General features: G+C 73.8%; 13 protein-coding genes. All 13 read left to right on the top strand.

Annotated features, from left to right (window positions below; genetic code table 11):
- Positions 1 to 32: 32 nt before the first annotated feature.
- The 13 genes from Dvina_RS38610 to Dvina_RS38550 all read left to right on the top strand — a co-directional run bounded on the left by Dvina_RS38610 (position 33) and on the right by Dvina_RS38550 (position 24,118).
- Positions 33 to 959 (top strand): 3-oxoacyl-[acyl-carrier-protein] synthase III C-terminal domain-containing protein, encoded by a 927-nt coding sequence (locus Dvina_RS38610; protein ID WP_223094693.1) that lies wholly within the window; start codon positions 33 to 35, stop codon positions 957 to 959.
- A gap of 9 nt (positions 960 to 968) precedes the next feature.
- Positions 969 to 2,381, top strand: coding sequence for a preATP grasp domain-containing protein (locus tag Dvina_RS38605; protein WP_246655595.1), 1,413 nt, complete (start codon positions 969 to 971; stop codon positions 2,379 to 2,381).
- A complete protein-coding gene (locus Dvina_RS38600) occupies positions 2,371 to 3,633 on the top strand; it encodes a type III PLP-dependent enzyme (RefSeq protein ID WP_223094691.1) in 1,263 nt (420 codons plus the stop codon). Before Dvina_RS38605 ends, Dvina_RS38600 begins: the two co-directional genes overlap by 11 nt.
- Before the next feature lie 14 nt (positions 3,634 to 3,647).
- Positions 3,648 to 3,914 (top strand): acyl carrier protein, encoded by a 267-nt coding sequence (locus Dvina_RS38595; RefSeq protein WP_223094689.1) that lies wholly within the window; start codon positions 3,648 to 3,650, stop codon positions 3,912 to 3,914.
- Between the two features lies 1 nt (position 3,915).
- On the top strand, positions 3,916 to 4,833 hold the full coding sequence (locus Dvina_RS38590; protein ID WP_223094687.1) for a beta-ketoacyl-[acyl-carrier-protein] synthase family protein: 918 nt from the start codon (positions 3,916 to 3,918) through the stop codon (positions 4,831 to 4,833).
- Entirely contained in the window at positions 4,830 to 5,522 is a 693-nt protein-coding gene (locus Dvina_RS38585) for a hypothetical protein (protein ID WP_223094685.1), read from the top strand. The genes Dvina_RS38590 and Dvina_RS38585 overlap by 4 nt, the downstream gene beginning before the upstream one ends.
- Positions 5,516 to 6,676: an acyl-CoA dehydrogenase family protein gene (locus Dvina_RS38580; RefSeq protein ID WP_223094683.1), complete on the top strand. Its 1,161-nt coding sequence runs from the start codon at positions 5,516 to 5,518 to the stop codon at positions 6,674 to 6,676. Before Dvina_RS38585 ends, Dvina_RS38580 begins: the two co-directional genes overlap by 7 nt.
- 50 nt (positions 6,677 to 6,726) lie before the next feature.
- On the top strand, positions 6,727 to 8,319 hold the full coding sequence (locus Dvina_RS38575) for a tryptophan halogenase family protein (protein ID WP_223094681.1): 1,593 nt from the start codon (positions 6,727 to 6,729) through the stop codon (positions 8,317 to 8,319).
- Positions 8,320 to 8,433: 114 nt separating this feature from the next.
- Entirely contained in the window at positions 8,434 to 9,468 is a 1,035-nt protein-coding gene (gene sbnB, locus Dvina_RS38570) for a 2,3-diaminopropionate biosynthesis protein SbnB (RefSeq protein WP_223094679.1), read from the top strand.
- A 4-nt stretch (positions 9,469 to 9,472) separates the two neighbouring features.
- Positions 9,473 to 10,453, top strand: a complete 981-nt coding sequence (gene sbnA, locus Dvina_RS38565) for a 2,3-diaminopropionate biosynthesis protein SbnA (RefSeq protein ID WP_223094677.1) — start codon at positions 9,473 to 9,475, stop codon at positions 10,451 to 10,453.
- 19 nt (positions 10,454 to 10,472) lie between these two features.
- A complete protein-coding gene (locus Dvina_RS38560) occupies positions 10,473 to 22,046 on the top strand; it encodes a non-ribosomal peptide synthetase (protein WP_223094675.1) in 11,574 nt (3,857 codons plus the stop codon).
- Complete coding sequence (locus tag Dvina_RS38555) at positions 22,043 to 22,870, top strand: ABC transporter permease (protein ID WP_223094673.1); 828 nt, start codon at positions 22,043 to 22,045, stop codon at positions 22,868 to 22,870. Before Dvina_RS38560 ends, Dvina_RS38555 begins: the two co-directional genes overlap by 4 nt.
- A 3-nt stretch (positions 22,871 to 22,873) precedes the next feature.
- A complete protein-coding gene (locus tag Dvina_RS38550) occupies positions 22,874 to 24,118 on the top strand; it encodes a cation:proton antiporter (RefSeq protein WP_223094670.1) in 1,245 nt (414 codons plus the stop codon).
- The last annotated feature ends 7 nt before the right edge of the window (positions 24,119 to 24,125 follow it).

Raw genomic sequence — 24,125 nt, 5'->3', positions numbered from 1 at the left:
TCGTTCGCCACCAACCGCCCGGAGGGAGTCCGATGACGTCGTTGCTCGCGGTGTCGACATACCTGCCCGACACTGTCGCCCTCGCCGATCTCCAGGAGCCACTGGGCCTGGACCACCACCAGCTGCGCCGGTTCAACCGGCTCTACGGGCTGGACCGGATCTGCCAGTCGGAGCAGTCCGAGGCCGAGCTGCTCATCGCGGCCGCCTCGAAGCTCGACGCGCTGGCCGGTCAGGAGGACCGGGTCAAGTACGTGATCCGGGCGAAGGGCCTGCGCACCACCGCCCCGTACCCGATCAGCCCGCTGCACGAGGTGCGCGACGCGCTCGGCCTGCACAGGGCCCGCACGTTCGCGGTCTCCGACCACGGCTGCGCCAGCGGCCTGCTCGCGGTCGACGTCGCGGCGACGCTGCTCGCCGCGGACGGTGACCCCGACGCCCTCGCGCTCATCCTGGCCGGCGACAAGACGGCCACCCCGTTCACCCAGGTCGTCGTCGACGTCTCCGTCATGGGCGAAGGTGTCGCCGCCGTGCTCGTCGGCGCGGACGGCGACCGGGACCGCATGCTCGGCTACGCGGCCCGCGTGCACGGCCGCACCGACGGCCTCATCGACATGACGCCGGAGAACGCCAAGTTCGCCCGGCGCATCTACCAGGACGCGCTGGCCGAAGTCGTCCACGCGGCGCTCGACGAGGCCGGGCTGACGCTCGACGACCTCGCGCTGATCCTGCCGCACAACGTCAACCGGGTGTCGTGGACGGTCGCGGCCGACAACCTGGGCCTGCCCAAGGAGCGCATCTTCCTCGACAACATGCCGCTGACCGGCCACTGCTTCTGTGCCGACCCGTTCATCAACCACGAGCGGGTCGTGCAGCTCGGGCGGCTCCGCCCGGGCGACAAGTACCTCATGACCGCGGCCGGCCTCGGCCAGGCGTTCGCCGCCATGGTCTTCGAGCACTAGCGACACAGGATGGTCGACATGCCGCAGCCAACGGAGGCGTTTTCGAGGCGCCTCAAGCAGACCTTGATCGGCTCCGCGCACACCCCGCTGGTCTTCCTCGGCAACTTCGAGGTGGAGGCCCAGTGGGGCCGCGACGAGCCGCGTCTCCCGCAGTTCTCCACCGACGGCGCGGCCGCCGTGGTCAACGCGATGGACGAGTTCGCCGTGCTGCTGGCCGGCGGCGACGACCACGTGGTGCTGGCTCGTCCGCCGGACGAGCAGTACCTGCGCTACCTGGCCGACGCCGGTTTCGACCTGCCGACCGTCCACGTGGCCGCTCCCCTCAGCATCCAGCGCATACAAGGTGACCGGACAGCGACCGTCACCGACGCCGTCCTGGCCGACGAGGTACTCCTCGGCCGGCTGGCCAAGCTCGCCGAGCAGGGCGCCATGCTGCTGCCCCACGGCGTCTCCACGGCCGAGGAGACCCTGGCCGCGAAGACCGGCCTGGGGCTGGCCGCGCCCTGCGCCCAGATCTGCCGCCACGTCAACAGCAAGGTGTACAGCCGCAAGGTCGCCGACGAGCTCGGCCTGCGCCAGCCCCAGGGCTGGACGGCCGAGAGCGTCGACGAGTTCGCCCGGCTGCTGCCCGAGGCCGCGGCCCTGCTCGACACCGGCCGCAAGGTCGTGGTCAAGGAGGCGTTCGGCGTCTCCGGCAAGGGCCTGCAGGTCATCGACAGCAAGCAGCGCCTGGAGCGGCTGTACCGGATGATCGCCAAGCAGGCCGAGCGCACCGGCAACCAGCACATCGCGTTCATCGTCGAGTCCTGGGTCGACAAGCAGACCGACCTCAACTACCAGTGCACCGTCGGGCTCGACGGGCGCGCGTCGTTCGACTTCGTCAAGGAGGCGCTCACCGAGCGCGGTGTCCACAAGGGACACGTCATGCCGGCCCGGCTCACCGACGAGGTGCAGGCGGAGGTCCGCACGGCGGCCGAGCGCATCGGCGAGCGGCTGGCCACCGACGGGTACTACGGCGTCGTCGGCGTCGACGCGCTGCTGGACACGAGCGGGCGGCTGTACCCGGTCATCGAGATCAACGCCCGCAACAACATGTCGACGTACCAGGCCCGCATCCAGGAGCGGCTCCTCGCCCCCGGCTGGTGGGCGATGGCGCGGCACTACCCGATGCGGCTGTCCGGCCCCGTCGGCTTCGGCGAGGTGCGGGCCGCCCTGGGCGACCGGCTGCTGACCGCGCCCGGCCGCTCCGGCCTGGTCGTCAACAACTTCGCCACCGTCAACGCGGCCGCCCGGGCCGCCGAACCCTTCGACGGCCGGCTCTACGGCGTGGTGATCGCCGGGTCCGTCGAGGAGCTGGACGCGATCGACGCGGACGTCACGCGCCGGCTTGCGACACTGGATGGAGCGGTGGATGGCCACTGAGTACAGCGTGCAGGGCATCGGCATCGGCGAGCTGGCCGACCGGTACGGGACGCCCCTGTACGTCTACGACGGCGCGGAGCTCACCGGGCGCCTGCGGGCTCTGTACGACGCCCTGCCGGCCCGACTGGAGATCTTCTTCTCGCTGAAGTCGAACCCGAACATCGCCATCTGCGCCGTGCTGCACGGCGCGGGCGCGCGGGCCGAGGTCTCGTCGATGACGGAGCTGCTGACCGCGCTGCGGGCCGGGGTGCCGCCCCGCGACATCGTGTTCCTCGGCCCGGGCAAGAGCCGGGCGGAGCTCGACGCCTGCCTGGAGCACGGCATCGCCACCGTGATCGTCGAGTCGTTCGGCGAGCTGGAGCTGCTCGACGAGCTGGCCGGCGCGCGGGGCGTGCGGGCCAACGTCGCGCTGCGGGTCAACCCGAGCTTCGCGGTCAAGGGCTCCGGGCTGACGATGGGCGGCAAGCCGCGGCAGTTCGGCATCGACGAGGAGCAGCTGCTGGCCGAGCCCGACCTGGGCAAGCGCTTGCCGAACGTGCGGCTGCACGGTGTTCAGGCGTACATGGGCACCCGCATCCTCAGCGAGGAGGCGGTGGTGGCCAACACCGTGCGCATCCTCGACCTGGCCGAGCGGATCTCCACGGCGCTCGACTTCCCGCTGGAGTTCGCCGACGTCGGCGGCGGCCTCGGGGTCGCGTACTTCGACGGCGAGGAGGATCTCGACGTCGAGGTGCTCACCACCTCGCTCGCCCCGGTCCTGACCGCGTTCGCCGACGCCCACCCGCACACCCGGATCGTCATGGAGCTCGGCCGCTACCTGACCGCGACCTCCGGCGTCTACGTGACCCGGGTCCGCTACGTGAAGACGTCGATGGGCGAGCGGTTCGCCGTCTCCGACGGCGGCACCAACCACCACATGGCCGCGGTCGGCATCGGGTCGTTCGTCAAGCGCAACTTCCCGGTGCGGCTGCTCAACCGGATCGACGAGCCGGCCACGGGGGAGTGGACCGTCACCGGCCCGCTGTGCACCCCCAACGACACGCTGCTGAAGAAGGCCGCGCTGCCCGACCTGGGCCCCGGCGACCTGCTCGGCATCCTGCGCTCGGGCGCCTACGGCCCGTCCGCCTCGCCCGTGCACTTCCTGAGCCACGGCTACCCGGCCGAGGTCCTCGTCCACGAGGGCCGCCACCACATCATCCGAGACCGCGACACGCCGGAGGACCTCCTGCGTGCGCAGCACCTCCCCAACTGAAGGGACCGCCGACCATGACGCGTACCACCAGCATCGACCGCGACCAGGTCGTGGCCACCATCGTCGAGCTGCTGCCCCAGGTGATCGCGGCCGACACCGGCGCGGTGACCGAGGACGCGAAGCTCTTCGACGAGCTCGGCCTGGACTCCACCGGCGTGCTCGACCTGATGCTGAAGATCGAGGAGGAGCTCGACGTCGAGTTCGACACCGAGAACCTCCAGCTCGGCCACTTCGAGTCCGTCCGCACGCTCGCCGACTTCGTCATCGCCGAGGCAGGCTGAGATGTACCGGGCCGGCGCACCAGCGCTCCTCGAGGCCACACCAGCGCCGCTGACCGAGCCGGCGCCGCCGCGGGCCGGGTTGGGCCTGCGGCGGGTCGTGCGCCGCCGGTTCACCGGTGGCGGCGTGCGGCGCATCGACGACGACTTCTCGGCGCGGCACTTCGCCGACCTCACGGGCCTGTACGGCCTGACGTACCGCCCCGAGCTGGCCGGCCCGGCCGGCAACACGTATGCGGAGATGGCCCGCGTGCTGGCCGAGGCCGTGGAGCCGGACGGCGAGCCGGTCGAGCTGTGCGTCGTCGCGCACGCCACGCCCGACCTGGACTGCCGGTATTCGGCCGTGACCCACCTCACCGAGGCGGTCACCGGCAACCGGCTGTCCCTGTCGCTGCTGGAGAACGGCTCCTGCGCGCCCTACACCGCCCTGCGGGTGGCCGCCGAGTACGGCCGCCGGCACGGCTGGCGCCGGATCCTCGTCCTGGCCCTCGACCAGGCGACGCTGCCGTACGAGAAGCGGTTCCCGGCCGGCACGTCACCGGCGCACCACGCGCCGGCCGGCGACGCCGGGGTGGCCCTGCTGCTCACCACCGACGGCACCGGCGCGCCGATCCACGTCGAGCACCGCAGCGGCATCGCGCCCGCCGAGGCGCTCGCCGCCGCCGCCGACACGCTTGCCGATCTCCACCGGCGGCACGGCCCGGTGGGCGAGGTGCTCGTCGACGGCGGCGGCGTGGACTTCGGCCGGCTGTCACCGGCGGCCCGGGTCGCCCCGATCGGCTACCGCGCCACCGGCGTCTTCGGCCTGCTCGACGGCTACGGCCCCGGCCGGGTCCAGCCCGCGACCGCGCTCGTCAGCTACGACCCGCAGACCGGCGATCTGGGTGTTGCCCTTGCCAATTTCCCGGCGGCGAGACCGTGACCGCCGTGCTGCGGGCGCCGAAGCTGAACGGGCCGGAGACCAGGGCCGCGGCCCGCGAGAAGGGCGTGGTCGCCGGGCTGCTGTCGCTCGGCGCGTCGCTGCTGCCGGACGCGCTGCCGTGCGGGCCGGGCGGGCACGCGCTCGTCCCGGCCGAGATGGCCGCGGCCGCGCAGGAGGTCTGGTGCAACGGCCGGCGCGCCTCGCGGTCGGCCGCCGTCGAGATCCCCGTCGTGGGCGGGCCCTGGGCGGACGGCGACCTCGTGGCGATGCGGGTGACGGTCCCGGTCGGTGTCGCGCAGGCCCCGGCGGTGCCGGCCGGCGCGTGGCGCACCGGGCTGCTCTGGCTGCGGCTGGGGCTGTCCGAGGGGCTGCGGCGGGCGTGCGTGCAGTACCTCGCCGCCCGCCGCACCGGCACCAGCGGCACCCTGCTGCAGCAGCAGCTGGTGCGGGCCGCCCTGGCCGAGGCGGTGGCCATCCACATCGAGGTCGACGCCACGCTGCGCGGCGCCCAGGAGGACGTCATGTCCGACGCGGACACCCAGTATCTGCACGCCGGGCTGACCCGGGCCGACCGCGAGCTGTCGCGGCTGCTCGGGGCGAGCGGCTACCTCATCGGCAGCGCGGGGGAGACCGCCTACCTCTCCGAGGTCCTCGCCGAGGTCTACTGCGGGACGGCACCGGCATGGTGAGCATCGACCACCGGCACCGCCTGCTGCGGGCCCAGGCGCGGGAGTGGGGCACCGAGTTCCGCCCCCTCGCGCCGGCCGTCGACCGCGACCCCGAGGCGATCCGCGACCACCTCGGCCTGGCCGGGGTGAAGTTCCTGTCGACGATGGGCGTGCCCGCGGCCTACCGGACCCCGGACCGCATCGGCCCGTACACCTTCGACGGCACCACCGCCCTCGAGCGCGTCATCGTCATGGAGGAGCTGGCCGCGGCCGACGCCGGCGTCCTCGTCGCCTCACCCGGGCCGCTGCTGGCCGGGGTGCTGGTGCAGGTGCTCGGCGACGAACGCCAGCAGGCGTGGTTCTACGAGCGGATGGCCGCGCAGCAGCTGTGGACCTGCTTCGCGCTCACGGAGCCCGGCCGCGGCTCGGACGCCGCCTCCATGCTCACCTCGTTCACGCCGGCCCCGGACGGCGGCGTGACTGTCGAGGGGGAGAAGCGCTACATCGGCAACGCCGCGCGGGCGCAGCTGGCTGTCGTGTTCGGACGTACCGCACCGGGCCCGTTCGGCATCGGCGCCGTCATGCTCGACACGACGGCGCCCGGCTTCACCGCGCACCGCATCCCGACCATCGGCCTGCGCGGGCTCATGCTGAGCGCCATCCGCCTCGACGGGGTCGCGATCCCGCCGGAGCAGGTGCTCGGGCGCCACCTCTCGCCCAGCCGGCGCGGGATGTGGGGCTTCATCCGCACGTTCAACCTGCTGCGCCCGGCCGTGGCCGCCATCGCGCTGGGCATCGCCCGGGCCGCCTGGCGATACGTCAACGACAACCGCCGCGACCTGACGGCGAGCGAGCGGCACGACCTCGACCGGCTCCGCTGCCGGCTCGACGGCACGCGCCGCCTGGTGACACTTGCCGCGTCGGCCGTCGACGAGCGGCCCGAGGACGGTCACCTGGCGTCGGCGGCGAAGCTGAGCGGGGCCCGCCTCGCCATCGACGCGACGACGCTCGCCTGCTCGTACTTCGGCCCCGGCGCCCGGCTGGAGCACCCGCTCCTGGACAAGCTGGCCCGGGACGCCCGGGCCACCGAGTTCCTCGAAGGCACCAGCCACATGCAGTTGCTCAACCTCGCGCACGCCACCGTCGCCGGCCGGCTCGACCCGGTCCCGGCGTAGGGGCTGCGCACCGAAAGTCCCGTCCCGACACAGAAGTGAGGACCAACCCGGTGGAAGACCAGAGGATCAAGAGCGTCGTCATCCTGGGTGGCGGCACTGCGGGCTGGATGTCCGCCGCCTACCTGGGCAAGGCGCTCGGCCCCAACGTGAAGGTCACCGTGCTCGAGGCGCCCACGATCCCGCGGATCGGCGTCGGCGAGGCGACGGTGCCCAACCTGCACAAGACCTTCTTCGACTTCCTCGGCATCCCCGAGGACGAGTGGATGCGGGAGGTCAACGCCAGCTACAAGATGGGCATCAAGTTCCTCAACTGGCGCACCCCCGGCGCGGGCCAGTCGACGCCGCGCTCGATCGACGGCAAGCCGGACTACTACTACCACCTGTTCGGCCTGCTGCCCAACCACGAGAACCTGCCGCTGTCGCACCACTGGGTGGCCGACCGGCTGGCCGGCCGGACCGATGAGCCGTTCGACTACGCCTGCTACCGCGAGCCCCCGGTGATGGACCGCAACCTGTCGCCGAAGTACCTCGACGGGACCCGCTGGACGAACTACGCCTGGCACTTCGACACCAACCTCGTCGCCGCGTTCCTCAAGCGCTTCTCGACCGAGAAGCAGGGCGTCATCCACGTCGAGGACGAGATGACCGAGGCCGTCATCGACTACCGGGGGTACGTCACCGGCCTGCGCACCAAGGGCGGGAAGCTGATCGAGGCCGACTTCTTCGTCGACTGCTCGGGCTTCCGCGCGCTGCTCATCAACGGCGCGATGCGCGAGCCGTTCCTGGACATGAGCGACCACCTGATGAACGACTCCGCGGTGGCCACCCAGGTCCCGAACGACGACGAGGCCACGGGCGTGGAGCCCTACACCTCCTCGATCGCGATGTCCTCCGGCTGGACCTGGAAGATCCCCATGCTGGGCCGCTTCGGCACCGGCTACGTCTTCTCCAGCCGGTTCCAGTCCCGCGACGACGCGACGCTGGAGTTCTGCAAGATGTGGGGCCTGGACCCCGAGACCCAGCCGCTCAACCACATCAAGTTCCGGTCCGGGCGCAACCGCCGCACCTGGGTCCGCAACGTCGTCGGCATCGGCCTGTCGTCGTGCTTCCTGGAGCCGCTGGAGTCCACCGGCATCTACTTCATCACCGCGGCGCTGTTCCAGCTGGCGAAGCACTTCCCGGACAAGAACTTCGACCAGATCCTGATCGACCGGTTCAACGCCGAGATCAACACGATGTTCGACGACTCGCGCGACTTCCTGCAGGTGCACTTCTCGTTCGCCCCGCGCAACGACACGGAGTTCTGGAAGGCCTGCAAGGACCTCGAGCTGGCCGACGACATCACCGAGAAGATCAAGATGTACCGGGCCGGCCTCGCGGTGAACATGCCGATCACCGACGAGGGCACCTACTACGCCAACTTCGAGGCCGAGTTCCGCAACTTCTGGAACAACTCGAACTACTACTGCATCCTCGCCGGCCTCGACGAGCTGCCCGACCACGCGCTGCCCGCACTGGCCGCCCGGCCCGAGCAGATCGAGTCGGCCCAGGCCGTGTTCCAGCAGATCAAGAAGACCCAGCGGGAGCTGATCGACACGCTGCCGTCGACGCACCAGTTCCTGCGTCAGCTGCACGGCAGGTAATCCCATGGCCGCGGCGCCGGGCGTACCTCCACGCCCGGCGCCGCGGCCGATCAGCCGCCGGTCAGCGATGCGTCAGCCGGTGGCGACAGGATCGAATCGACGAAGGGAGCTCCCGTGAAGAACAGCCCGCCGTTCGCGGTCGTAACGGGCTCGCAGATCGCACAGGCCCTGGTGGGGCAGGAGAAGGCGGTCACCTCGCTTGTCGAGGAGACCTATCGCCGGCACGGCGAGGGCGACACGGTCAACCCGCCGTCGTACTTCCTGCGGTTCCCGGACCGGCCGGAGTCGCGCATCATCGCGCTGCCCGCCTCGGTCGGCGGGTCCTCCCCGGTCGACGGGCTCAAGTGGATCTCTAGCTTTCCGCGCAACATCGAGCAGGGCCTGCCCCGGGCGTCGGCCGCGCTGCTGCTGAACAACCCGGCCAACGGCTACCCGTTCGCCCTGCTCGAAGGCTCCATCATCAGCGCGGTGCGCACCGCCGCCTCGGCCGCCCTGGCCGCCGAGCGCCTCAGCGCCGCGCGCAGCCAGCCCCGCCCGACCCGGGTCGGGTTCATCGGCACCGGCCTCATCGCCCGGTACATCCACACCTACCTCGCCGGCAACGGCTGGGAGTTCGACGAGGTCGGCGTCTTCGACCTCGCGCCCCAGCACGCCGAGTCCTTCGCCGGCTACCTGGCCCGCTGCGGCGGGCCCGCCACCACGGTGCGCCACGAGACGGCCGAGGACCTCATCCGCGCCAGCGACCTGATCGTCTTCGCCACCGTCGCCGGTGCGCCGCACGTCCACGACGCCGAGCTGTTCGCGCACAACCCCCTGGTGCTCGGGGTCTCGCTGCGCGACCTCGACCCGGCCGTCATCCTGGCCTCGGCGAACATCGTCGACGACGTCGAGCACTGCCTGAAGGCCGGCACCTCGGTGCACCTGACCGAGCAGCAGACGGGCGGCCGCGACTTCCTCGACGGCACGCTCTACGACGTCCTGCTGGGCCACACGATGCTGCCCGGGGACCGGCCGGTGGTGTTCTCGCCGTTCGGCCTCGGCGTGCTCGACCTGGCCGTCGGCAAGTGGGTCTACGACCGCGTCCGCGAGGGCGGCGGCCTGACCTACGTCGACGACTTCTTCCACGAGCTGGATCGATACGGGAGTTGACGGCGTGCCTGTGATCTCAACGCCGCAGGAGTTCAACGTGGAGGACCTCTTCGTCGATCTCCGCCGGTGCTTCGGCCACTCGCTGTACCTCAAGTGCGAAGGCTTCAACTTCGCGGGCTCCATCAAACTCAAGCCGGCCGTCGAGATGATCCGGACCGGCCTGCGCGACGGCACCATCGGCCCGGACACGACACTTGTCGAGAGCTCGTCGGGGAACCTCGGCGTGGCCCTCGCCATGGTCGCGGCGAGCGCGGGGCTGCGCTTCGTGTGCGTGACCGACATCCGCTGCACCCGCAGCGCCCGCCGGCTCATGCGCGCGGCCGGGGCCGAGGTGATCACGATCACCGACCCTCATCCGGTCGACGGCTTCCTCGGTGCGCGGCTGCGCCTGACCCAGCGCCTGTGCGCCGAGAACGACGACTACGTCTGGCTGAACCAGTACGCGAACGAGGGCAACTGGCTCGCCCACTACCACACCACGGGCCCCGAGATCCTCAAGGCGTTCCCGGCCCTTGACGTGCTGTTCGTCGGAGCGGGGACAACCGGCACCCTGATGGGCTGCGCGCGGTACCTCCGCGAGAACCGCCCGTCGGCGCGCGTCGTGGCCATCGACGCGGTCGGCTCCGTCACCTTCGGCACGCCGCCCGGCCGCCGGATGATCCCCGGCCTCGGCACCTCGGTGCGCCCGCCGATGCTCGACGAGTCCTGTGTGGACGAGGTCCGGCACGTGGCCGAGCCGGACGCGATCCGGGCCTGCCGGACGCTGCTGCGCCACGGCTTCCCGTTCGGCGGCTCCACCGGCACCGTCGTGCACGGCGCCGTGCAGTGGCTGACCGAGCACGGCGCCGCCGACCTCACGGCCGTGGCGATCGCGCCCGACCTCGGCGACAAGTACCTCGAAACGCTGTATCACGACGAGTGGGTCACCGACGTGTTCGGGCCGGAGGTCGCCGCGGCGGCGGACCTGGCTCCGGCGACGAGCTGAATCCAGCGGGGGAGCAGAGATGAGTGCGCACGTGACCGACCGCCTTGCGCTGTCGGCCGGCCAGGCGGACATCTGGTTCGACGAGCAGGCGTCCGGCGGCAGCCGCGCCTACAACACGGCCGGCTACCTGGAGATCCGCGGCCCGCTCGACCACGCCGCGTTCACCGCGGCCGCGGCCCGGCTGGCCGAGGAGGCCGAGTGCATGCGCACCCGGTTCGTCTCCGGCGCCGACGGGCTGCCGGCCCAGGTGGTGGAGCCGCTGGAGCGGCTGCCGCTGGCCGCCGTGGACTTCAGCGGCGCGGCCGACCCGGACGCCGCGGCGGCCGGCTGGATGCGGGCCGACCTCGACCGGCCGTTCGGCGTGGACGAGTTCCCGCTGTTCCGGCTCGGGCTGCTGCGCGTCGGCCCCGAACGGTCGCTGTTCTACATGTGCATTCATCACCTCCTCTGCGACGGCTTCAGCCAGACGGTGTTCTGGCGGCGGCTGGGCGAGCTCTACGCCGGCGTCACGGCCGGCACGCTGCCGCCGCTGCGGAGCCTGGTCGAGGCGGAGGCCACCTACGCCGCCTCGAACCAGGCCGAGCGCGACGAGCGCTACTGGCGGGGGCGCTTCCCCGTCACACCGGAGCTGACGACCCTCGCGGCCGCCGGCCGGACGCCCGGCGACCGGTTCACCCGCAGCACCGTGGTGGTCGGGCCGGACACCGTGACCGCGCTCAAGGACGCCGCGGCCGCCGCCGGCACCACCCTGCCGACGGTGCTGTTCGCCGCGGCCGCCGCCTACACCCAGCGCCTCACCGGCCGCACCGACGCGCTGCTGACCGTGCCGCTGACCGCCCGCGTCGGCAGCCAGATGCGGGCCGTGCCGGGCATGGTCGCCAACACCGCCCCGCTGCACGTCTCCGTCACGCCCACGACGACCCGCGGCGAGCTCGTCACCGCGGCCTCCAGGGAGCTGGCGAAGCTGCTGCGCCACCAGCGGCTGCGGGTCAGCGCCATCCGCCGCCACATGGGGCTGGCCAGCGACGACCGGCGCCCGTTCGGCCCGCTCGTCAACGTCCTGCCGCAGCAGACCGAGCTGACCTTCGGTCGGTGCTCCGTGGTCGTGCACAACCTCAGCACCGGCCTCGTCGACGACTTCGAGCTGACAATCGTCGACGCCCCCGGCGGCGGCCTGGAGCTGCACGCCAGCGGCAACGCCGGGCTGTACGACGCCGATGAGGTCGCCGCCCACGCCCGCCGCCTGGCCACCTACCTGGGCCGCTTCGGCGCGCTCGACGCCGCCCTGCCCCTGTGGCGCCTCGACGTCACCGACGAGGCCGAGACCGCGGCCCTCGCCGGCCCGCCCGCGAGCGGCCTGTTCGACCTGGTGGAGCGGGTCCGCGCCCACGCCGCCGCCCGCCCGGACGCGCTCGCCGTCGACACCCTGACCTACGCGGGACTGGTGGGCCGGGCCAGCGCACTGTCCCGCCGCCTGCCGGACTCGGGCATCGTCGCGCTGCTGGCCGACCCGGGCCCCGGCTACGTCACCGCGATCCTCGGGGTTCTCGGCGCCGGCGCGGCCTACCTGCCCCTCGACGTCGCCGCCCCGAAGGCCCGGCTGGCCACGCTGCTGCGCGAGTCCGGAGTCCGGTTGATCGTCGCCGATGCGGCGCATCAGGGCCTGGCCGCCGAGCTGGCCGCCGGCGGCCTGGAGCTCGTGGTGAGCGACGCCGCCCAGGACCCGGCCGACGGCCTCGCCCCGGCCCGCGGCGACGGCGCCGACCTCGCCTACGCGCTGTTCACCTCCGGCTCGACGGGCGTGCCGAAGGCGGCCCTGGTCCACCGCGACGCCATGGCCAACCACCTCCTGGCGAAGGTCGAGGATCTCGGGCTCGGCCCGGCCGACACCGTGATCCACAACGCGCCGGTGACGTTCGACATCTCCATCTGGCAGATGCTCGCCGCACTCGTCGCGGGCGGCCGGACCCTCGTCGTGGACCGGCCGACCGCGATGGACCCCGACGCGCTGTTCGCGACGGCGGGTGTCACGATCCTGGAGGTCGTACCGTCGCTGCTGCGGGCCGCGCTCGACGCCTGGGACGCGACTGGCGCCGGCCCCGCCCTGCCTGGCCTGCGCCGGCTGCTCGTCACGGGCGAGCCGCTCCCCGTCGACCTGTGCCGCCGCTGGGCCGCCCGCTACCCGCACATCCCCCTGGTCAACGCCTACGGCCCGACCGAGTGCGCCGACGACGTGACCCACGGCTTCATCCCGGCCGGGCGGACCCTCGCCCCGGGCCACGCCCCGATCGGGCGGGCGGTGCGCGGCACCCGGCTCTACGTGCTCGGCGACGAGCTGCGCCCGGTCCCGCCCGGCGTCCCCGGTGAGCTCTACGTCGGCGGGACCGCCGTCGGCTCCGGCTACCTGCACAAGCCCGGCCTGACCGCGACGACGTTCACGGCCGATCCGTTCGCCGCCGACGGGAGCCGCATGTACCGCACCGGTGACCTCGTCGTCCTCGGCCCCGACGGCGAGCTGACGTACCTGCAGCGCCGTGACCACCAGGTGAAGATCCGCGGCCAGCGCATCGAGCTGGGCGAGGTCGAGGCGCACCTGCGCGCGCTGCCCGTCGTCAAGGACGCGGTGGCCGTGGCCCTCACCTCGGCCACCGGGCACCAGCAGCTCGTCGCCTACGTCGTGGCGACCGCCGGGGACGAGCTCGACGCCGAGGCGGTCCGGGCCGGCCTGGCCCGGGTGCTGCCGGAGGCGATGGTGCCCTCGGCCGTCGTCATTCTCGACGCGCTGCCGCTCAGCGCGCACGGCAAGGTCGACCGCAAGCGGCTGCCCGCGCCGTCGGCCGTTGCCGCCGCCGCGCCCGCGACCGCCGCTGACGGCCCGGTGCGCACGATCGTCGACGTCTTCGCCCAGGTGCTGAACCTGCCCGCGGTGAAGGCCGACGACGACTTCTTCGCCCTCGGCGGCGACAGCATCAGCAGCATCCAGGTCGTGTCCCGGGCCCGCGCCGCGGGCCTGGCCGTCTCGGTGCGCGACGTGTTCGCGGCCAAGACCCCGCGCTCCCTGGCCGCCCTGGCCGCGCCGTCCGGCGGGGCCGCCACCACACCGGCCGGCGGGGCCGCCGAAGACGCGACGGGCGAGCTCGACCTGCCCCCGATCGCCCACCAGCTCCGCGAGGACCTGCCCGAGCTCGACGACCGGCTGCGCCGGTTCAGCCAGCACGTGATCCTCGGCGTGCCGGCCGCGGTCCGCCCCGACGACCTGGCCGCCGCGCTGCAGGCCGTCATCGACCACCACCACGCGCTGCGGCTGAAGCTGGGCGTGCCGGTCCCCGGCGTATGGGCCCCGTCCATCCCGGAGCCCGGCGAGCTGCGCGCGGCCGACCTGCTGCGGGTCGCCGACTCGGACGACGCCGAGGCCGAGCTGGAGGCGGCCCGCGCCCGGCTGCGGCCCGAGGACGGCGTCGTCGTGCAGGCGGTGCTGCTCCCGCGCCGGCTCCTGCTCGTCGTGCACCACCTCGCGATCGACGGCGTCTCCTGGCGCATCCTGCTGCCCGACCTGCGGGCCGCCTGGGAGGCGACGATCGCCGGGCACCCGGTCGCGCTGCCGCCGGCCGGCACCTCCTACCGCCACTGGGCCCGCGACCTCACCGCGCGGGCCCGCAGCGCCGAGACCCTCGCCGAGCTGGCCACCTGGACCCGGCTCGCGCAGTCCGGGCCCCGGGCCGAGCTCGGGGCCCGCGCCCCGGACCCCGCCGAGGACGTCTACGCCACCGCCCGCCACCTGCGCCTGCGGCTGCCGGCCGAGGAGGCGGGGCCGCTGCTGGCGGCCGTGCCGCAGGCGTTCTCGGCCGACGTCTCCGACATCCTGCTCGGCGCCCTGGCCGTCGCCCTCGGCCGGCACCGCACCGGCGGGGTCCTGGTGGAGCTCGAAGGCCACGGCCGCCAGGGCGACCTGGACCTGTCCCGCACGGTCGGCTGGTTCACCAGCGCGTTCCCGGCCCGGATCGAAGCCGGCTCCGGCGACCCGGCCGACCCGGAGTGGGTCGGCGGCGCGGTCAAGCGGGTCAAGGAGCAGCTGCGGCAGGTGCCCGGCGACGGCTCCGGCTACGGCCTGCTGCGCCACCTCAACCCGCAGACGCAGGCGATCCTCACCAAGGCCGGCGTGCCCCGGGTCGGCTTCAACTACCTGGGCCGCTTCACCGCTGGCGCGCCCGGCGCGGCGTGGTCACCGGAGGGCGACGGCGTCGTCGGGCTCGGCACGCACCCGCAGATGCCGCTGCGCTACTGCCTGGAGCTCGCCGCGGTCGCCGAGGACGGGCCGGACGGCCCGGTCCTGGTCGCCGAGTGGGTCTGGCCCGACGGCGTGCTCACCACGGCCGAGGCCGGCGCGATCGCCGAGGACTGGCGGCGGGCCCTGCGCACCCTGGCCACCACCCCGCCCGAGCGGCTCGGCGGCGCCACGCCGTCGGACTTCCCGCTCGTCGACGCGGCCCAGCACGAGATCGAGGAGTGGGAGCGCCGCGACGGCCGGCTCCAGGACGTGCTGCCGCTCTCCGCGCTGCAGCGGGGCCTGCTGTTCCAGGCGGACCCGACCCTCCAGGACTCCTACACGCTCCAGGCCGTCGTCGACGTCGAGGGTGACCTGCACGTCGTTGCGCTGCGCCGGGCCGCCGAGGCGCTGCTGCGCCGCCACCCCACGCTGCGGGCCACGTTCCGTCAGCGGGTCGAGGGCGAGCCGGTGCAGGTGATCCCGCGGGCCGCCGTGCTGCCCTGGACCGAGGTCGACCTGACCGGCCGGCCCGAGGCCGAGCGCCGGGCCGAGCTCGACCGGCGCACCGACGCCGACTGGGCCGAGCGCTTCGACGTGACCCAGGCCCCGCTGCTGCGCTTCACCGTCTACCGCTGGGGTGAGCGGCACTGGCGCCTGGTCTGGACGCTGCACCACATCCTGCTCGACGGCTGGTCGATGCCCGTCTTCGCCCAGGAGCTCTTCCAGTTGTACGGCCGCGGCGGCGACCCGTCCGCCCTGCCCCCGGCCCCGGCCCACCGCCCCTACTTCGAGTGGCTCAAGCGGCAGGACACCGACCGGGCCCGGTCGTGGTGGAAGGCCGAGCTCGCCGGCGTCGACGGCGCGACCCGCATGGTCGCCACCGCCGCCACCGCCACGGCCGAGCCGGCCGCCCGGACCGTCCCGTCCGTGCTGACGGCCGACGTGCCGGCCTGGCTGTCCGCGGAGCTGGCCGACTGGGCCCGGCGCCACGGCGTCACCCTCAGCACCGTCATGCAGGGCTGCTGGGCCGTGCTGCTCGGCCGCCTCACCGGCCGCCGGGACGTCGTCTTCGGCACCGTGCACTCCGGACGGCCCTCGGAGCTGCCCGGCGTCGAGCGGATGCTCGGCGCGTTCCTCACCTCGCTGCCGCTGCGCGTCGGCCTCGACCCCGCGCAGCCGCTCGGGGAGCTGCTGGCCGGGCTGCAGCGCAAGCAGTTCGAGCTGACGGAGCACCTGCACCTGCCCCTGGCCGAGGTGCAGGCGCTGGGCGGCGGCGAGCTGTTCGACACCGTGCTCAGCTACCACAACTACCCCGCGGCCGACGTGCAGGCGCTGCAGGGCCTGGTGCCGGATCTGCGGGTCCACAGCGGCACGGCCCGCGTGGTCGCCGAGTATCCGTTCGCGCTGAGCGTGTACCCCGGCGAGGAGATCCGCCTCGAGGCCCAGTTCCGGGCCGACCGGCTCGACGAGGCCACGGTCACCGCCCTGCTGGAGCGGTTCACGGGGCTGCTGCGGGCCGTGGCCGAGCGCCCGGGCACGCTGCTGGGCCGGCTCGACGTGCTCACCGCCGACGAGCGGCGGGCGCTGCTGAGCGACTGGAACGGCGCGGTCAGCGAGCGGCCGGCCGAGACCGCCCTGGCGATGCTGGAGCGGTGGGCGGCCCGGACACCCGGGGCGGTCGCGGTCGTCCACGGCGACGCGGAGCTGAGCTACGGCGAGCTCGACGAGCGGGCCGGGCGGCTCGCGGCGCTCCTGGCCGACCACGGGGCCGCGCCCGGCGCGCTCGTGGGGCTGGCGATGCCGCGCTCGATCGCGATGCTCGTCGGCATGTTCGCGGTGATGAAGACCGGCGCCGCGTTCGTCCCGATCGACCTGGGCTACCCGCCGGACCGCATCGAGTACATGCTCGCCGACTCGCAGCCGGCCGTCGTCGTCACGCCCTCCGCGCAGGCGGCCCGGCTGCCCGGCGCCCACGCGATCCTGGCGCTCGACGACCCCACCGCGGACGGCCTGCCCGTCGCCGCGGCCCGGCCCCGGCGCTCGGTGAACCTCGACGACACCGCCTACATCATCTACACGTCCGGCTCCACCGGCCGGCCCAAGGGCGTCGTCGTCGGCCACCGCGAGCTCGCCGCGATGGTCGGCAGCCTGCACCGGGTCTTCGGCGTCGACGCGCACACGTGCATGCTCCAGATGGCGTCGTACAGCTTCGACGCCTCCATCTGGGAGATCTGCATGCCGCTGACCGCCGGCGGCCGCCTGGTCATCGCCGATGAGGAGGCCCGCGGCCCCGGCCAGCCGCTCCTCGACGTGCTCGACCGGCGCGGCGTCAACCTCTCGGCCCTGCCGCCGGCCCTGCTCGCCGCGCTCCCGGCCGGCAGCACCCTGCCGCCCGACCTGCTGGTGGTCGTGTCCGGCGAGGCGTGCCCGCCCGAGGTCGTGACCCGCTGGGCCCCGAGCAACCGGATGATCAACGGCTACGGCCCGACCGAGACGGTGCTCGCCGCGACCACGTTCGGCCCGCTCGTCCCCGGCGGGCGCCCGCCGATCGGCCGCCCGACCACCGCCCACCGCGTCCACGTGCTCGACGCGAACCTGCGCCCCGTCCCGGTCGGCGCGATCGGCGAGCTGTACGTCGGCGGCAACCTGGCCTCGCACTACCTCAACCAGCCGGCGGTCACCGCGGCCCGGTTCGTCGCCGACCCGTTCGGCGGCCCCGGGGAGCGGCTCTACCGCACCGGCGACCTGGTCCGCTGGCTGCCGTCCGGGCAGCTGGACTACGTCGGCCGCGCCGACGACCAGGTGCAGCTGCGGGGGTACCGCATCGAGCTGGGCGAGGTCGAGACGGCCATGATGCGCATCCCCGGCGTCGCGCAGGCCGTCGCCACCATCAAGGAGGACGGTGCCGGCAAGCGGCTCGTCGGCTACGTCGTGCTCGACCCGCCGCGGCCGGTGCTGCCCGAGGGCTTCCGCGAGCGGCTGGCCGAGGCGCTGCCGGAGTACATGGTGCCCGGCGCGGTCGCGGTCCTGGAGACGATGCCGGTGACCGCCCACGGCAAGGTCGACCGGGCCGCGCTACCCGACGCCGGCGCCGCCGTGCGCACCGGCGGGCGCACCGCCCTCAACCCGATCGAGAGCATCCTCGCCGAGATCTTCGCCGACGTGCTGGACCTGCCGAAGGTCCGGGCCAACGACGACTTCTTCGAGCTCGGCGGGCACTCGCTGCTCGTCACCCGGGTGGTCAGCCGGGCCCGCTCGGCCCTCGGCGTCGAGCTGCCGATCCGCGCGCTGTTCGAGGCGCGCACGGTCGCCGCGCTCGCCGACCGGGTCACCCGGGCCGACTCGGCCCGGCTGCCCCTCGCCGCGGCCGATCCGCGGCCGCAGCGGCTGCCGCTGTCCTTCGCGCAGCAGCGCCTGTGGTTCCTGCACCACCTGGCCGAGGGCAACTCGGACATGTACAACGTGCCGTTCGCGCTGCGCCTGACCGGGCCCCTGCGCCCCGACGCGCTGCGGGTGGCGCTGCACGACGTGGTGAACCGCCACGAGAGCCTGCGCACCGTCTTCCCCGACGCCGAGGGCGACCCCGTCCAGCGGGTGCTCGACCCCGTCGACGCCCGGCCGCCGTGGCGCGAGGCGAAGGTCGACCCGGCCGGGCTGCGGGCCGCCATGGCCGAGGAGGCCCTGCACCCGTTCGACATCACCACCGCGATCCCGGTCCGGGCGACGCTGTGGACGCTCGGCCCCGACGAGCACGTGCTGCAGCTGGTCCTGCACCACATCGCCTTCGACGGCTGGTCCCTCGCGCCCCTCGCCCGGGACCTGCTCGACGCCTACCGCGACCGCAGCGCCGGCCGCGCGCCGGCCGGGGCCGCCCTGCCGGTCCAGTACGGCGACTACACCCTCTGGCAGCGCTCGGTGCTCGGCAGCACCGACGACCCACACAGCGTGCTCGCGGGCCAGCTGGAGTACTGGCGCGAGGCCCTGCGCGGGCTGCCCGACGAGCTGGCGCTGCCGACGGACTTCCCGCGCCCGCTCGTGGCCGGCGAGGGCGGCTCCGAGGTCGAGTTCGCCGTCGACCCGGACCTGTACGCCGAGCTCGTCCGCCTGGCCCGCGACTGCGGCGGCACCGTCTTCATGGTGTTCCAGGCCGCCGTCGCCGCGCTGCTCACGTCGCTCGGCGCCGGCACCGACATCCCGCTCGGCAGCCCGATCGCCGGGCGCACCGACGAGGCCCTGCACGACCTGGTGGGCTTCTTCGCCAACACGCTCGTGCTGCGCACCGACACCTCGGGCGAGCCGACGTTCCGCGAGCTCGTCGGCCGGGCCCGGGACCGCGGGCTGGCCGCGTACACCCACCAGGACCTGCCCTTCGAGCTGCTGGTGGAGGCGCTCAACCCGCCCCGGTCGCTGGCCCGCCACCCGCTGTTCCAGGTCATGGTGGTGCTGCAGAACGAGGAGGACGGCCCCGAGCCGGTCGCCGGGCTGAAGGCGGCCCTGGAGCCGGTCTGGTCGCCCAAGGCCAAGTTCGACCTCACGTTCCAGCTGGACGAGCACTCGACCGGCGGGCGTGCGCAGATCCGGGGCGTGCTCGAGTACAGCACCGAGCTCTTCCGGGAGCCGACCGCCAGGCGCATCGCCGACGGGATGCTGCGGCTGCTGCGCGCGGCCGTGGCCGACCCGGACGCGCCGATCGACAGGCTCACCGCGCCCACCGGCGACGAGCTGTCCGCGCTGCTCGCGCTGGGCACCGGGCCGTCGGACGCCGCCGCGTTCGAGGACGTCGTGGCCACCGTCCGCACGGTCGCCGCGGCGACGCCGGACGCGGTCGCGGTGCTCGACGACGACGGGCCGTGCACCTACGCCGAGCTCGCCGGCCGGGCCTCGCACCTGTCCGGCCGCCTGGCCGGGGCCCGCCTGGTCGCGGTGCTGGCCGAGCCCGGCGCCGGCTACGTGACGGCGGTCCTCGGGGCGCTGGGGGCGGGCGCGGCGTACCTGCCGCTCGACGTCCAGTCGCCGGACGCCCGCATCGCCGGGCTCCTCGCCGACAGCGGCGCCGACGTGGTCGTGGCCGACCTGGCCAACCGGGAGCTCGCCGAGCGCCTGGCCGGCTCCGTGGTGCTCCTCGACGGCCAGGCCGACCCGGTCCTGGGCCCGATCCACGGCGGCCCGGACGACCTCGCCTACGTCATCTACACCTCCGGCTCGACCGGGAAGCCCAAGGGCGCGATGGTGCACCGGCGGGGCATGGTCAACCACCTCCGGGCCAAGGTCGCCGACCTGGAGCTGACCGCGGCCGACACCGTGGTGCACAACGCGCCGGTGACCTTCGACGTGTCGGTGTGGCAGATGCTGTCGCCCCTGCTCGTCGGCGGCACCGTCCGCGCGGTCTCCCGGGCGAGCGCGGCCGACCCGGACGCGCTGTTCGCCACGAACGCCGAGATCCTGGAGGTCGTACCGTCGCTGCTGCGGGCGGCCCTCGACGGCGAGGTGGCACCGGCCACGCCGCCGCGGATCCTGCTGGCGACCGGTGAGGCGCTCCCGCCCGACCTGGCCCGCCGCTGGCTCGAGCGGTTCCCGGCCACGCCGCTCGTCAACGCCTACGGCCCGACCGAGTGCTCCGACGACGTCACCCACGCCGTGCTCACCACCGTCGACGACATCGGTGCGGTCCGGGTCCCGATCGGCCGCCCGATCCGCAACACCCGGCTCTACGTCCTGGACGAGCGGCTGCGACCGCGCCCGATCGGCGTCCCCGGCGAGCTCTACGTCGGCGGGGCCGGCGTGGGCCGCGGCTACCTCGGCGATCCCGGGCGCACCGCGGTGACCTTCACCGCCGATCCGTTCTGCGGCGTCGCGGGGCAGCGGATGTACCGCACCGGCGACCGCGTCGTCCTGCGGCCCGACGGCGACCTCGAGTTCCTGGGCCGGGCCGACGACCAGGTGAAGATCCGCGGGCAGCGCATCGAGCTCGGCGAGGTCGAGGTGGCCCTTCGCCGGCTCCCCGGGGTGCTCGACGCGGCTGCGGCAGTACAGCAGCAGCGGCTTGTCGGGTTCGTCGTGGCGCCGGACGGCCCGGACCCGGCGGAGGTGCGCCGGCTGCTGGCGCTCGCACTGCCGGACGCGATGGTGCCGTCGGCGGTCGTCGCCCTCGACGCGCTGCCGCTGAGCGCGAACGGCAAGGTGGACCGCAAGGCGCTGCCCCGGCCCGACCTCGAGGCCACCACCGGGCGGGCCCCGCGCACCCCTGCCGAAAACCTGCTGTGCGGCATCCTGGCCGAGATCCTGGGCGTGAACCGGGCCGCGATAGGCGTCGACGACAACTTCTTCGCGCTCGGCGGCGACAGCATCAGCTCCATCCGGGTCGTCAACCGGGCCCGGCAGGCCGGCCTCACGCTGACCGTCGCCGACATCTTCCTGCACCAGACCGTGGAGGAGCTGGCCGCCGCGCTCGGGGAGGCGGGCAACGTCGCCGCCAGCCGGGCCGCGATGGAGCAGGTCTTCGAAGACGTGCGCAGCGCGGGCGGCAGCGACCCGTTCGACGTGATGCTGACCCTGCAGCCGGGCGCGGCCCTACCGCCGCTGTTCTGCCTGCACAGCGGCGTCGGGTTCAGCCTCCCGTACGTCGGCCTGGTCGGCCACCTCGGCCCCGACCGCCCCGTCTACGGCATCCAGGCGCCGGCCATCTGCGAGCTCGCCCCGGCCCCGGAGTCGGTGGGCGCTCTCGCCGACGACTACATCGAGCGGATCCGCAAGATCTGCCCGGACGGCCCGTACCACCTGCTGGGCTGGTCGTTCGGCGGCGTCCTCGTCCACGAGATGGCGGCGCGGCTCGAGGCGGCCGGGCTGCCGGTCGGGGTGGTGGCGAACCTGGACGCGTACCCGCCGCAGCCGGACGACCCCGACGGGGACGAGATGGCGATGCTGGGCTGGGTGCTCGGCCTGGTCGGCCGCGCGCAGACCGGCGGCCAGCCGCTGACCCGGGAGCTGGTGGTCGAGATCCTGTCCGAGGCCGGCGGCCCGCTCGCGGGCCTCGGTGAGGCGCGCATCCTGGCGATGATCGAGACGGTGCGCACCCACGCCGAGCTGACGAAGGTGTACTCGCCCGGCCGCTACTCCGGGACGATGCAGCTCTTCATGGCCACCGAGGGCCTCACCGACGAGACCGTGGCCGCCCGGATCGCGCAGTGGCAGGCGCTCGTCGGCACCGTCGACGCGACGCTCATGCCGCTGGGCCACGACGACCTGATGGACCCCGGCCCCCTGCAGACCATCGGCACCGCCGTTGCGGCCGCCATGCGCGGCACGGAAGGAGAAGAGGCATCGTGACCACAGCCGTCGTCGCCCTACCCCGTCGACCCACCCGTCCGATCGCGTTCGCCGTGGAGGTCGCCGCCGTCGTCGGCCGCCGGCTGCGCCACCTGTACCGGACCCCCGCCCGGTTCATCGGCGTGACGCTCAACCCGCTCGTGTCCATGATCGTGCTCGGGTACCTCTTCAAGCAGTCGATCGTCATCCCGGGCGGGGGGAGCTACCAGGAGTACCTCTTCGCCGGCGTCGCCATCCAGGTCGGCCTGGCCGGGGTCGGCCCGACAGCGGTCGCCGTGGCCACCGACATGTCCCGCGGCCTCGTCGACCGGCTCCGCTCGCTGCCGATCTCGCGCTCGGCGTTCCTCGTCGGGCACACGATCGCCGACCTGCTCATCGGGCTGCTCGGCCTGGCCGTCGTCACCGGCTTCGGCGTGCTGATCGGCTGGCGGACGCACGCGAGCCTGCTCGCGGTCGTCGCCGGGTTCGCCGTGCTGGCCGTGTTCATCTACGTCATGCTCTGGGTGGGCGTCCTGCTCGGCATGTCGATGAAGGACGCGGAGAGCGTCGACTCGATCGCCCCGCTGATCGTCGTGGTGCTGCCGTTCCTGTCCAGCGCGTTCCTGGCCGCCGACAACCTGCCGCGCTGGCTGGCCCCGGTCGCCGCCTGGAACCCGCTGAGCACCGTCACGCACGTGCTGCGCACCCTGTGGGGCAACCCGACGTCGGCCTCCTCGCGCTGGGTCACCGATCACGCGGGTGCGGTCTCGCTCGTCTCCCTCGGGCTGCTGTTCGCGGTCGCCTGCTGGGTGAGCGTGCGCCGGTACCGCTCGACGGAAGCCTGAGTCGTGCACGGCGACCAGGTCAGCGTGGTGCTGTTCGACCTCGCCCTGATCGTGGCGGTTGCCCGGGTGCTCGGCGGGGTCGCCCGCCGGCTCGGGCAGCCGCCGGTCGTCGGCGAGATGTTCACCGGCATCCTGCTCGGCCCCACGCTCTTCCACGGCACCACGCTCTTCCCCCGTGACGTGCGGCCGCTGCTGAGCGTCCTCGCCGACGTCGGCATCGCGGTGTTCATGTTCCTCGTCGGCCTGGAGATCGACCGCAAGGCGCTGCGCCGGCAGACCGGGCCCACGCTCGCCGTCGCGGCCGCCTCGATGCTGCTGCCGTTCGGCCTGGGCATCCTGGTCGCGCTGCGCCTCGTCGACGGCACCCCGGCCATCCTGTTCCTCGGCGCCTGCATGTCGGTGACCGCGTTCCCGGTCCTGGCCCGCATCCTGACCGATCGGGGCCTGCTGCGCTCCCCGCTGGGCGGCCTCGCCCTCGCCGCGGCGGCCGTCGACGACCTCCTGGCCTGGACGATGCTCGCCGGCATCGTCACCTTCGCCGGTGCGGCCGGCCCCGCCCAGCTGCGGATGCTGCTGCTGCCGGTCTACTTCGCGATCATGGCCCTGGTCGTCCGCCCGCTGCTGCACCGGACCCTCGCCGCGGCCGCGCGCCGCGGCCGGCTCACCCCGGCCATGCTCGGCGGGCTCGCCGTCGGCTTCCTGAGCTCGGCCGCGGCCACCGAGTGGATGGGCCTGCACTTCGTCTTCGGCGCGTTCCTGTTCGGCCTGCTGATGCCGCGGGAGGGCTCGGAGCAGATCGTGACCGAGATCGTCGCCGGGCTCTCGTCGTTCAGCAACGTGCTGCTGATCCCGGTCTTCTTCGTCGTCGCCGGCCTGCAGGTGGACCTGCGCTCGGTGGCCGGGGCGGGCCTGCTCGACCTGGGCCTGATCCTGCTGGCCGCGGTCGGCGGCAAGGGCCTGGGGACGTTCGCGGCGGCCCGGCTGGCGAAGCTGTCGCCGCGGGACAGCGGGCGGCTGGCCGCGCTGATGAACACCCGGGGCCTGACCGAGCTCATCATCCTGGGGGTGGGGCTGCAGCTGGGCCTGATCGGGCCGTACCTGTTCACGCTCATGGTCGTCATGTCACTGGTGACCACGGCGGCGACGGGGCCGCTGCTGTCGCTGTTCGATCGCCGCCGGCGCGCTTCGCGGGTCGCCGCCGCGCCCGCCGTCCCGCTGCCGGCCGTGACGACCGGCAGCAGGCATTAGGCATGGC

Origin of the sequence: Dactylosporangium vinaceum (assembly GCF_019904175.1) — a bacterium.
Lineage (GTDB): Bacteria > Actinomycetota > Actinomycetes > Mycobacteriales > Micromonosporaceae > Dactylosporangium > Dactylosporangium vinaceum.
This window is presented reverse-complemented; position numbering and strand designations above follow the sequence as displayed.

Excerpts from the sequence above, each read along its gene's own strand:
- Dvina_RS38610 (WP_223094693.1), top strand. The coding sequence starts at position 33 with ATGACGTCGTTGCTCGCGGTGTCGACATACCTGCCCGACACTGTCGCC.
- Dvina_RS38605 (WP_246655595.1), top strand. The coding sequence starts at position 969 with ATGGTCGACATGCCGCAGCCAACGGAGGCGTTTTCGAGGCGCCTCAAG.
- Dvina_RS38600 (WP_223094691.1), top strand. The coding sequence starts at position 2,371 with ATGGCCACTGAGTACAGCGTGCAGGGCATCGGCATCGGCGAGCTGGCC.
- Dvina_RS38595 (WP_223094689.1), top strand. The coding sequence starts at position 3,648 with ATGACGCGTACCACCAGCATCGACCGCGACCAGGTCGTGGCCACCATC.
- Dvina_RS38590 (WP_223094687.1), top strand. The coding sequence starts at position 3,916 with ATGTACCGGGCCGGCGCACCAGCGCTCCTCGAGGCCACACCAGCGCCG.
- Dvina_RS38580 (WP_223094683.1), top strand. The coding sequence starts at position 5,516 with ATGGTGAGCATCGACCACCGGCACCGCCTGCTGCGGGCCCAGGCGCGG.
- Dvina_RS38560 (WP_223094675.1), top strand. The coding sequence starts at position 10,473 with ATGAGTGCGCACGTGACCGACCGCCTTGCGCTGTCGGCCGGCCAGGCG.